The following is an 11,277-nucleotide window of genomic DNA, read 5'->3' as shown; positions in this document are numbered from 1 at the left end:
TCGGTCAATATTCTTGTATCCAAATATAGTGGGGCGAACTTTACAACCCGCTCCTATTCATACTCTTTCCGTTGGTAGTGTGGTGAGCCTCCTTGTCAAGTTCCTGTAGGTCTCGGCCTTGCAGCAGATTCTACATAGAGTCTTTGCTTATTTATTTGTTCATTCTGAAAGGATGGGTTTATTGAATGGAGATTAAAGAAGCCTTCTTTCCTGCTTTTATTCACAGTTATTTTATTGCATTAGGTGTTCTTTTGGGTGGTGCTTTCATTGGTGGTATTGGAGCATTTATATCTGGTGAACCTCCTCTTACAGAGATTTTTAAAATGGCTAATAAACTGAAAATCTGGGCGTTAGTCGCTGCGATTGGTGGAACGTTTGATGCTTTTAATAGTTTTGAACGTGGAATTCTTAATGGTCAAACAAAAGATTTGTTTAAGCAATTTATGCTCATTCTTTCCGCCATGGGTGGGGCACAAACAGGTTGGACGATTATCATGTGGTTCACCCAGGAGAATATTTCATAATGCGAATACCACCTTTATATCAAAAACCGGGATGGCAGCGTTTTTTCGCAGGAGTAGTTATTGGTGCTCTCGTTAGTTGGTTTGTATTTATTTTCCAATACGGTGTCTTTCAAGAGAAACAGGTGAAGATGATTACAAAGCAGCAGGATAGAATTATTAATCTTGAACAAAATTTAGATACAATTATGGAAAATAATACAAAGCTAAACGAAGAGAATAAACAAAAACTAAAAATACAGGAATTTAAAGTCGACATACTAAATCAAAAAAAATACAATCTAGCTCCATTGGATGTTCATGAGTTAACTGATGCTGTTGTTAAAGATTTAAACGACTATGTTGGTAGGGATATTAACGATTTATCAGATAATAAGGAACTTTTAAGAAAAGCTATTGAAAACAAACTATATCCACTTGATGATAAAATGTACAAACTTCAAGTCTATTCGGTTACTTTTGATACCATTCTAGAGATTTCCTTAAAGATTGTACAAATTCGTTAATTTTGAATATTCATTGAAACTTTCAGAATATACTGGCATTTCTCATTAGAAGTGATTACAATAAAGAAAAACACTACTTTTGGGGGAGATGAGAAATGCAAATCATCCATAGAAAAAAACTAGTGAAAGAAAAAGTCGACAGAATTAAAAACGGGTATTCAGCATACGCTGAATCAGTAGAACTAGCCAATATGTTGAAAAAAGAAATTCAAGCCCTTAACTTAAATGTGTATGAGGATGCAACAGAGGTCGGCTTTTGGTTTATACCAAATAAGATTGAACAATAGTAAGAAAAGTGAAGGGGCGCTCCGGGACTAGGCGCTGGAGCTATACGTTCATTTTTCTTCTGATACTATAAAAAGTGCCTTACTATTATCATTTGATCACCCTCTCGAGATCAATAATTAATAGTATGACACTTTATTTTTTTACTTAAGGAAAAGTTGATTCAAATCGGCTATAAGTGGTTCTACATCTTCCCATGTATAAATAGATGCACCTGCTGCTAGAGGATGTCCTCCACCATGATATTTTTGGGCAATTGTATTAATAACTGGCCCTTTCGAACGAAGTCGAACCCTAATTTGGTCCTCTTCCTCCACAAAAAACACCCATGCGGTAATTCCTTCGATATTTCCTAAAATACGAACTAACTGAGAGGCGTCTGTTGCACTTACTTGAAACTTATCAAGTATCTCCCTTGATATTTTCATCGAAGCAACACCATTTTCGGTTACTTCATAGTTTTGTAGGACATATCCACTTAATCTTGAGACATTTTCCTTTGTGTTGTACAAGTTTTCATATAAATCAGGGAATGAGAAATCATATTGGACTAGCTCCCCTGCATATGTAAAAGTCCTTGGATTTGTACTTGGAAATAGAAAACGACCTGTATCTCCAATAATTCCTGCATATATAAGTCTTGCTGCTTCATTTGAAAGGACTAGTCCTTTTTCTTTTCCATATAGGTATAGTTCATAAATTAACTCACTAGTCGAACTTGAGCTTGTATCAACCCAAACAAGATCACCATATGGATCTTCATTTGGATGATGGTCAATTTTTATTAAAAACTTTCCTTGCTGATACCTCTTATCGTCCACCCTCTCTTGATTAGCTGTATCACAGACAATGACAAGTGCTTCCTTATAAGTTTCATCAGTGACTGAATCCATTTTATATAGAAAACTAAGGGATTTTTCATCCTTCCCAGTTACATAAATTTTTTTTTCTGGGAAAGATGCTTTTAGTATCTCAGCTAATCCACACTGTGAACCATATGCGTCAGGATCTGGTCGGACATGTCGGTGAATTATAATAGAGTTATAATCCTTAATCGTCTCGATGATTTGTTCTTTCATTTTGTGATCTCCTTCGTTCTATATTCAATTATTATCCACCAAGATTAGGAAAAAAAGATATAGTTTTTATCATTTTATCACTTTCTTAAAACTGTTTTCATGTTAAATTTTTGTTTTGCTAGATTTTTTATTGAATGTTTTAGTAAAATAGGATTATGTATTTCATTAATTGGAGGATTTATTATGCCTATATTTGTTGTATTAATCGTTATCGCATTTGCTTTTTATATATTCTATAAGGCTCGTTATTTTCAAAGTCGTAAGCCCGTAGAAAAGCAATGGATTTCTGCAAAATCAAGCATTGCCTTAGGTCTGTTTGTTGCCTTATTTGGAATAAACTCGGTGTTTTTACACCAGTCAACCGTTTCCTTTATAGTTGCCACTGTACTATTTTTGGTTGGTGTTGGGAGTATTTGGGCTGGTTTTAGAGCTTATCGATACTTCTTACCTTTAGTCATCGAAGAAGCTAAACAATAGGAGAGTGCACTCCAGCTGATTCTTTATACATTTTCTTCCCAAAAACCGTTTGGAGGGATGCAGGCTGCATCCCTCTTTTTAATGGTAACAATGCACTTAATTCATCGGTCAATTAATTGAACCATCATCATCGCTTTTCCAACAACGACACCCTCATTGTAGACTTCAACGTCTACTTTACCGAATTTCCGTCCTACTTCTAACACTCTTGGTTTAATATTAATAATACTATCTATTTGCACAGGCTTGAGGAAATAGATTGTTATATTTTCTACAACAAGATCTCCTTTTTTATATGTTCGTAACACACGATTTGCTGCTTCAGTTACAATTGTTGTGAATACTCCATATGAAATAGTGCCTAAGTAATTTGTCATTTGAGGTGTCACATTACATCGATAGGTGTCTTCACCTTTCACATCAGTTGAAATAACTTCAAATTGATTTGTAATAATATCATCAAACGTGTCTCCAACCTGCGGCTGTCTCCCAATCATTTGCAAAGCTTTTAATACATCTTGGCGACTAATAATCCCTTGTAATTTATTGTACTGATTCACAACAGGTAAAACCTCTATACCTTCCCACACCATCATGTGTGATGCTGATGCAACTGAGGTCTTTTCATTAACTGTAATCGGATTCTTCGTCATGATTTTATCAATCGGCAGATCCTTTTCTCGTCCCATTACATCCTTTGAAGTAACCATTCCAATAACTTTCATGTGTGAGTCTACCACTGGAAAACGCCCATGCCCTGTTTCGGCATTAAACTGATGCCATTGATCAACAGTATCGGAATTCTTCAAATAAACTGTTTGATCAAGCTCAGTGAGAATATCTTCTACTAACACGATTTCTTTTTTTATTAATTGATCATATATGGCACGATTAATCATAGTAGCTACAGTGAATGTATCGTAGCTTGTTGATATAATCGGAAGCTCTAAATCATTGGCTAGCTTTTTTACTTGTTCATCCGTATCAAATCCACCTGTAATCAACACAGCTGCACCTGTATTGAGAGCATATTCATGGGCTCTTGTCCGATTTCCTACGATTAACAGATTCCCTGCCCCAGTATATCTCATCATAGCATCAAGCTGCATTGCGCCTATGACAAACTTATTTAAGGTTTTATGTAGTCCTGTTCGACCACCTAGAACCTGACCCTCAACGATATTGACAACCTCAGCATAAGTTAATTTCTCAAAGTTCTCTTTTTTCTTACGGTCGATTCGAATCGTACCTACACGTTCAATTGTGCTTACATAGCCTTTATTTTCAGCTTCCTTTATTGCCCGATACGCTGTCCCTTCACTAACAAGCATATCTTTAGCAATTTGCCGAACTGATATCTTTTCCCCAACAGGTAATTGATCAATATATTGTAATATTTGTTCATGCTTTGTTGCCAACTGCATCACCCTCTATGTCAATCTATATCGAAAAATCTTATCATATTGATATAGATTTATTATAAAGGTGAGTCAACTTATATTCAATCAAAGCTTAAACAACACTATTGATATTGTCGAACTCTTCGATTTTTTTGTGACAATCCTTTTAGTGCCACAGTTTGCTGTTTTTGCTTTTTTGGTGAATACAGTAATCCAACTAAATTGCCCCCAACGACAATAAATGCTAAAGCAAGCCAGGATATCGAAAATATACCTTGTAATCCTCCTGCTTCAATTGATAGATTAGGAATTCCATAATACAATAAAACCCCACAAATTAAGAGACATAAAATCAATCTGTTTTTCATCAGTTTCCCCCCTAGTTTCATAGCTTGTTTCATTTTATGCACCAAGGTTACAAAACATACTATTTTCAGAATAGACTTCTATACTATGAGTTATTTTCAGGGTTGACTATAATGCTAATTTGATTCTCACCATTTAGAATGAAAATGGTGGTTCACTTTTGTAGAATGAGCGTAGAACCACTTGACTCCTGCTGGATCCAGTGGTCTCGTGAGACCCACAGAAGCCCCTGGCGACGAGGAGGCTCACGGACACCCCGCGGAAAGCAAGTGGATCGCAGCTCATGGAACTCCACTAACTAAGTTAATTTCAGGGTAGCTCTCTAAAAAACAGAAAGATTACTCTAACGGGTTCCGTTGTGGGGGAGAGGATGGGATTTAACAAAGGAAAATGCACAGTTAAAAGCATATGATTTACAACCCTATTAGGTATTAGGACTTGAAATAGTAAAAAGCTCAGAACTTTACCGAGCTTTTTTACTGTATAACATAACACCCGTTCGTTTAATTAGTGATTCTTAATTCATTTTCCCACCCGGCCATAAAAAGAGGCCTCCCTCGGACTCAGATGAAGAAATCAGCAGCATTGGCAATATATAATAACGGGAGAAACTTCCCTTAATTAGGAAATGGGACTGAAAATAGCTAAAGTAGAGGTAAAATTTCCCGCTATTCACTTGAAAACCATGAAAAATAAGGTGATTGTGCTTTGATAAAGGGAAAACTTCCCCTTATTACCCCTAATCAAGCTATATCCTACAGTTTAAAGGAAAAATATCCCCTTATTTTATTTTAAGTATCTCTGATCACTTGATTAATGATAAGACTTCCTATGATTTACATATTTACCTAAGTCAATTTAACAAAGAAATGGGACATTGAATAATAATTACTATGCATCGGATAAATTGGCAACCTAAAATCCGTGCTAATCCTAAGGTTAAATCCCATTAAATTAAGACTTAAGAATAAATGAAGATACAAATATAATCTAATTGATCTGCTAATTCATTTGCTGATTATATTGTTTCTCCCCGTCAACGGAACCAGGTAGATTACTCTCCCAGTTTTTACGTTTTTACAAGTCTATTACATCTCCCGGATTAAGCACTTTACCGACTCCTGTATTCAGCTTAGCAATGAATTCCTCAGGATTTTGTTCAATAACCGGGAACGTATTATAGTGAATTGGGACCACCATTTTAGCATTAAGCCATTCTGCCGCAACACTTGCATCTTCAGGACCCATAGTAAAATTATCTCCAATTGGTAAAAAGGCTAAATCTATGCTATTTCTTTCACCTATTATTTTCATATCTGAAAATAGAGCTGTGTCCCCTGCGTGGAAAATTGTTTTTCCTTCGTTACTGAATAGTAAACCTGCTGGCATTCCAGTATAAATGATTTGTTTGGTTTCCTCGATTGTATAACTAGACCCATGGAAGGCCTGTGTTAATTTGACTGTACCAAAGTCAAAAGAATACGCACCTCCTATGTGCATAGGATGTACATTTAATCCTTGCCACCCTAAGTAACTTGCAAGTTCAAACGGTGCAATAACCAATGCATTATTTCTTTTTGCTAATGAAACTGTGTCTCCAACATGATCATTGTGACCGTGGGTTAATAAGATTACATCTACGTTTTCTTCGTCCGCCTTCAAGTCAGTTTGACCATTTCCTGTAATAAATGGATCAATGATGATTGTTTTTTCATCAGATTTGATTTTGACAACTGAATGTCCGTGATAAGATACTTTCACTTTCTCCAACTCCTTTTTGGGTTATTACTCTTATAACATCTCAAACTAACTATTAATAATTTACTTCGCGTTTATATCTTTGTTTCCCTGCTATATATTCATCCTTTCCCATAAAAAAATGATTCAAACCATTGTGTTTAGTTTACTTTCGGTGATGAAGTTGCTACTATCATTACAAAGGAAAGGATGTGGGTGAAATGAAGGAACGATTAGAAAAGACAACCTCTTGGTTAAAGGAAAAAGATATTTCGTTTGGAATGCTAACGTCTACAGCTAATGTTTTTTATCTGAGTGGATTTTATACTGAGCCACATGAGAGACTATTAGCGTTGTTTGTGTTTCAAAATGAAGAGCCATTTTTAGTGTGTCCAAACATGGAGAAAACACAGGCTAAAGCAAGTGGTTGGGAATACGAGATTGTCGGTTTCAGTGATACTGATGATCCATGGGAACTTATCAAAACTGCTTTATCCAAACGAAACATAACCCCTGATAAAATTGCTGTTGAAAAAGAACATATGAATATTGAAAGATATGAAAAATTACATTCTTTGTATCCTAATTCAACATTTATTTCAGCAGAGGAAAAATTACATACGCTAAGAATGATTAAAGATGAAAAAGAAGCGGCAATTCTAAGAGAAGCGGCAAAGCTAGCTGACTTCGGTGTAGAAGTAGGGTTTAATGCGATAGCTAAAGGAAAATCAGAATTGGATGTTCTAGGGACAATAGAGTTTGAACTGAAGAAAAAGGGAATTAGAAAAATGTCCTTTGATACAATGGTGTTAACGGGGAATAAAACAGCTAGCCCACATGGTAAGCCAGGTTTAGAGTTAATGACTGAAGGACACTTTGTGTTATTTGATCTTGGTGTTATTTTAGATGGATATTGCTCAGATATTACGAGAACAGTCGCTTTCGGTGATATTTCTGAGCAACAAAAAGAAATTTATGAAACTGTATTAGCTGGACAAAAAGCTGCAGTGGAAGCAAGTAAGCCAGGTGCCAAAATCGGAGATATCGATATTGCTGCTCGCTCAATTATCACAGAAGCAGGTTATGGAGATTATTTCACACATAGAGTTGGACACGGTTTGGGAATTGATGTTCATGAATATCCTTCATTAAACAGTACAAATACCATGTTATTACAACCAGGGATGTCATACACAGTTGAGCCGGGTATTTATTTTGAAGGTGTTGGCGGGGTTCGTATTGAAGATGATTTACTTATTACAGAAACAGGTGTAGAGATACTTACTAAGTTTCCGAAAGAGCTTCAGGTTAAGAAAGGCTAGAGTTAGACCTTCTGAACACACTTGGATTAATGGATGATTAATGGTTTTGCCGCTGAATGATTTCGGCGGCTTTTTTTTGTAGATAATATGTCTTTCAGAGGAAGCATGTGAAAGTTAAACGATGCTTAAGTGCTTTTTTTTGATGTAAGGACTAAACACTTGACCTCCTCTGATTACCTCCAACCTTTATTTAGACCTCACAAGGGAATCAGCGACCTACTTTGATTCCCTTCCACCACATTTAGACCTCCCAAGGGAATTAAAAACCTTCTTTCCAAAGAGGTTCAAAAAAGCAAAAAAAGCCTGCGGAAAAGTTCAACCCCTCCCACAAGCTTTATTGACCAGTCAATCTCTTATTCCAAACCAAGTAATTCTTTCGTATCGGAATAGCTTAATCCATGAGACTCAGCTACTGCTTTGTAAGTTACATAGCCATTTAATGTGTTAATACCTTTAAGCAATGCTTCGTTATCTAAGCATGCTTGCTTGTAGCCTTTGTTTGCAATTTGTATCGCATATGGAACCGTTACATTTGTTAGTGCGATGGTTGACGTTCTTGGAACAGCTCCCGGCATGTTCGCAACAGCATAATGAACCACTTCATGTTTTACATATGTTGGATCATCGTGTGTTGTGATACGGTCTGTTGTTTCGAAGATACCACCTTGGTCAATTGCAATATCAACTACCACTGATCCTGGTGACATAGATTCGATCATCTCTTCTGTAACAAGCTTAGGCGCTTTAGCTCCTGGGATTAAAACAGCTCCAATGACCAGATCAGACTCCTTAACTGCTAATGCGATATTTAATGGATTTGACATAAGTGTCGTAATATCATTTCCAAAAATATCATCTAATTGTCTTAATCTCTCAGGATTCAAATCGATAATTGTCACTTGTGCGCCAAGGCCAATCGCCATTTTTGCCGCATTCGTTCCAGCAACACCACCGCCGATAATCGTTACTTTTCCGCGTCTAACTCCAGGTACACCGGCTAGTAATATTCCCTTACCACCATTTGGTTTCTCTAGGAATTGTGCCCCTAATTGTGAAGCCATACGTCCTGCTACTTCACTCATTGGAGTAAGTAATGGTAATGAACCGTTTGGTAATTGAACTGTTTCATATGCAATACCAATTACCTTTTTCTCTGTAAGCGCCGCAGTTAGTTCTGGCTCTGGTGCTAGATGCAAGTATGTGAATAAAATTAAACCTTCTTTAAAATAGACATATTCAGACGCTAAAGGCTCTTTTACCTTCATGACCATTTCCATCGACCAAGCTTCTTCAGCAGTAGCAACAATTTTCGCCCCTGCAGCAACATACTGCTCGTCAGGGAATCCAGAACCTTCTCCAGCATCCTTTTCAATAAAAACTTCATGTCCAAACCGAACAAGGTTTACAACTCCAGCAGGTGTCATTGCAACACGATTTTCATTATTTTTAATCTCTCTAGGTACTCCGATACGCATAATTAACCCTCCTAAAATAATCAGTATATATATGTATAATCTTAGATAAACAAGCTTTACAACGACTATATCACCAATCCAACAATTTATAAAACTATTTTTGATCAGAGATGAATAGTCGAAAAAATAAGAAACTTCGATAAACAAAGATGTTTACAGATTCCTCTTTGTACTCTTACAATCAAGGTACGATTAATTCTAGAAAAGAGGAATTTACTAATGTCAAATTCACAAGCGACGGCCCCAGTGGAAAGACGCCAGACAATTGAAAAGTTCGGCCTGGAATCCGTCCCGGTTGAACTAAGAAAAACATCCTGGAAGGAATATTTCATCATCCAAGCTGCCTTTTCAGTGAATTCCGGAAACTTTCTTGTTCCAGCCCTTGCTGTCATTGAAGGTGGCTTATCTTTTTATGCAGCGATTATTAGTACAGTACTAGGGGCAGCTATTGCCTTTTTATTTGTATCAATTCTATCCTTACCAGGAGCTAACAATGGTATTCCTGCACAATACGCCGTTCGCTCGATGATTGGAATAAAGCCAGCTAGGTTTTTCGCTTCCCCAGTTAGAACAATCACATCTTTATATTGGTTTGCTGTACAGACGATTGGCGGATCTTATGTTTTAGTAGGTATTTTAAGAGATCATTTTCATATTTCTCTACCAATCCTACCAGTTTCAATTATTTTTGGTTTGATTATGGCTATATTGGCATTAATCGGCTTCAATGCTGTTAAAAATGCGACTAAAATGTTTCTACCAATATTATTAGTCGGTCAGGGAATTATCTTATTTTTATTTATTACTACCCCTAATCACTCATCAACCGTTCTATTTGAGAAAGGTTCATGGAATATTGGGATGATGTGTTTTTTTGCTAGTTTAGCATTTGTTCAATATATTTCTGGAGTTAGTTCTTCATCTGATATGACAAGATATGCAGCATCACCTCGTCATGGGTTTTGGGGATTATATAGTGGAAATTTAATAGGATTTGGTATGACTGCTGTATTAGGAGCATTTGCAGCCACGTATAGTCAAGAATGGAACCCATTTATTTCGGCATCACAACTTACAAATTCAACAGCAGCTGTGTTCCTTATTCTGCTTTGTGCAATGGTCTCAATGCTTTCAATCAATTTAAGTAATGCTTACACAGGCGGCTTTAGTTTATTAAATATTTTCCCATCACTGGGAAGAGTAAAAAGTGCCATCATCTTTGGAGTATTTGCAATTATCTTAAGTGCTTTCCCTACATTTGTTGATGAAGCCAAACATTTTATTTCTTTACTAGGTGCTGTCATTATTCCATTATCTGCAGTCTTAATCACAGATTTTATTTGGGTAAAAAAACAAGCATTAGCATTAAAGGACCTTGAAGTTTTAGTCGATCATTCATATCAACACAATAAACAATCCATCATATGTATAGTGTTAGGTGTTTTTCTGTATATATCTATACCTGATCAATTTTCACCTGGCTTCATTACATTTTTAATAATTAGCTTTACTTATTTTCTTTTCAAAAGACTCTACAACAAAGTATAAATGTCATTTTTTAGCCATTAGGGTAATGAACTACTATCTTATCCTAGTGATCTAATCATAGTGTAAGATATTTACTATTGTGGGGGGCGTTTACCATGGGTTTAACCTATAAACGAATTCTTGTTGCGGTTGACGGTTCACAAGAAGCAAACTGGGCTTTTCAAAAATCAATTGAAATTTGCAAACGAAATAATGCTTCATTAGTTATTTCACATGTCATAGATACACGTACATTTGCAACTGTTGAAGCATATGATCGAACGGTCGCAGAACGTGCTGAAAAGTATGCTAAACAGCTGATGGATGAATACAAATTCCGTGCTTCACAAGCTGGGATTACTGAGGTCACAACAGTGGTTTCGTATGGATCGCCAAAGGTAAAAATCGCCAAAGATATTGCCCCAAGACACAATGTTGATTTGATTATTTGTGGAGCAACTGGCTTAAATGCAGTTGAACGTTTTTTTATCGGAAGTGTCTCTGAACATATGACTCGTTATGCAAAGTGTGACGTTTTAGTAGTTAGAACAGATAAAGATTAATAGTTTTAGTTAAGGTAAA

General features: G+C 36.3%; 12 protein-coding genes. 7 read left to right on the top strand and 5 right to left on the bottom strand.

The genetic code is table 11. The features are described 5' to 3' along the window. The first annotated feature begins 185 nt into the window (after positions 1-185). The 3 genes from BK579_RS09975 to BK579_RS09965 all read left to right on the top strand — a co-directional run bounded on the left by BK579_RS09975 (position 186) and on the right by BK579_RS09965 (position 1,314). On the top strand, positions 186-524 hold the full coding sequence (locus BK579_RS09975) for a sporulation membrane protein YtrH (protein WP_078545120.1): 339 nt from the start codon (positions 186-188) through the stop codon (positions 522-524). Continuing rightward, positions 524-1,027 (top strand): sporulation membrane protein YtrI, encoded by a 504-nt coding sequence (gene ytrI / locus BK579_RS09970; RefSeq protein WP_078545119.1) that lies wholly within the window; start codon positions 524-526, stop codon positions 1,025-1,027. The genes BK579_RS09975 and ytrI overlap by 1 nt, the downstream gene beginning before the upstream one ends. Before the next feature lie 95 nt (positions 1,028-1,122). After that, the gene (locus BK579_RS09965; RefSeq protein ID WP_078545117.1) at positions 1,123-1,314 is read left to right on the top strand and encodes a YtzJ family protein; all 192 of its coding nucleotides are present in this window, start codon (positions 1,123-1,125) and stop codon (positions 1,312-1,314) included. Positions 1,315-1,455: 141 nt separating this feature from the next. Here BK579_RS09965 and BK579_RS09960 read toward each other — a convergent pair whose 3' ends face one another. Beyond that, positions 1,456-2,391: a DHH family phosphoesterase gene (locus tag BK579_RS09960; protein ID WP_078545115.1), complete on the bottom strand. Its 936-nt coding sequence runs from the start codon at positions 2,389-2,391 to the stop codon at positions 1,456-1,458. A gap of 183 nt (positions 2,392-2,574) precedes the next feature. Between BK579_RS09960 and BK579_RS09955 the strand changes: the two genes are divergently transcribed. Further along, a complete protein-coding gene (locus BK579_RS09955; protein ID WP_078545114.1) occupies positions 2,575-2,868 on the top strand; it encodes a YtpI family protein in 294 nt (97 codons plus the stop codon). Positions 2,869-2,969: 101 nt separating this feature from the next. Here BK579_RS09955 and BK579_RS09950 read toward each other — a convergent pair whose 3' ends face one another. The 3 genes from BK579_RS09950 to BK579_RS09940 form a co-directional block, all read right to left on the bottom strand. Continuing rightward, positions 2,970-4,286 carry a CBS domain-containing protein gene (locus tag BK579_RS09950; RefSeq protein ID WP_078545112.1) on the bottom strand — a complete coding sequence of 439 codons (1,317 nt, stop codon included), beginning with the start codon at positions 4,284-4,286 and terminating at the stop codon, positions 2,970-2,972. A gap of 104 nt (positions 4,287-4,390) precedes the next feature. Then, positions 4,391-4,636, bottom strand: a complete 246-nt coding sequence (locus tag BK579_RS09945; RefSeq protein WP_139365084.1) for a hypothetical protein — start codon at positions 4,634-4,636, stop codon at positions 4,391-4,393. A 1,075-nt stretch (positions 4,637-5,711) separates the two neighbouring features. Beyond that, entirely contained in the window at positions 5,712-6,395 is a 684-nt protein-coding gene (locus BK579_RS09940; RefSeq protein ID WP_078545111.1) for a metal-dependent hydrolase, read from the bottom strand. 197 nt (positions 6,396-6,592) lie between these two features. Here BK579_RS09940 and BK579_RS09935 point away from each other — a divergent pair, with 197 nt between their 5' ends. Next, positions 6,593-7,693, top strand: a complete 1,101-nt coding sequence (locus tag BK579_RS09935; RefSeq protein WP_078545109.1) for a M24 family metallopeptidase — start codon at positions 6,593-6,595, stop codon at positions 7,691-7,693. A gap of 353 nt (positions 7,694-8,046) precedes the next feature. Here the strand turns inward: BK579_RS09935 and ald are convergent, their stop codons facing one another. Beyond that, complete coding sequence (ald, locus tag BK579_RS09930; protein ID WP_078545108.1) at positions 8,047-9,168, bottom strand: alanine dehydrogenase; 1,122 nt, start codon at positions 9,166-9,168, stop codon at positions 8,047-8,049. A gap of 219 nt (positions 9,169-9,387) precedes the next feature. On the opposite strand from ald, the gene BK579_RS09925 reads away from it, so the two are divergent. Both BK579_RS09925 and BK579_RS09920 read left to right on the top strand, forming a co-directional pair. Further along, a complete protein-coding gene (locus BK579_RS09925; RefSeq protein ID WP_078545107.1) occupies positions 9,388-10,716 on the top strand; it encodes a purine-cytosine permease family protein in 1,329 nt (442 codons plus the stop codon). Positions 10,717-10,811: 95 nt separating this feature from the next. Next, positions 10,812-11,258: a universal stress protein gene (locus BK579_RS09920; protein ID WP_078545105.1), complete on the top strand. Its 447-nt coding sequence runs from the start codon at positions 10,812-10,814 to the stop codon at positions 11,256-11,258. Positions 11,259-11,277: the final 19 nt, after the last annotated feature.

The organism is Litchfieldia alkalitelluris (assembly GCF_002019645.1).
Lineage (GTDB): Bacteria > Bacillota > Bacilli > Bacillales > Bacillaceae_L > Litchfieldia > Litchfieldia alkalitelluris.
This window is presented reverse-complemented; position numbering and strand designations above follow the sequence as displayed.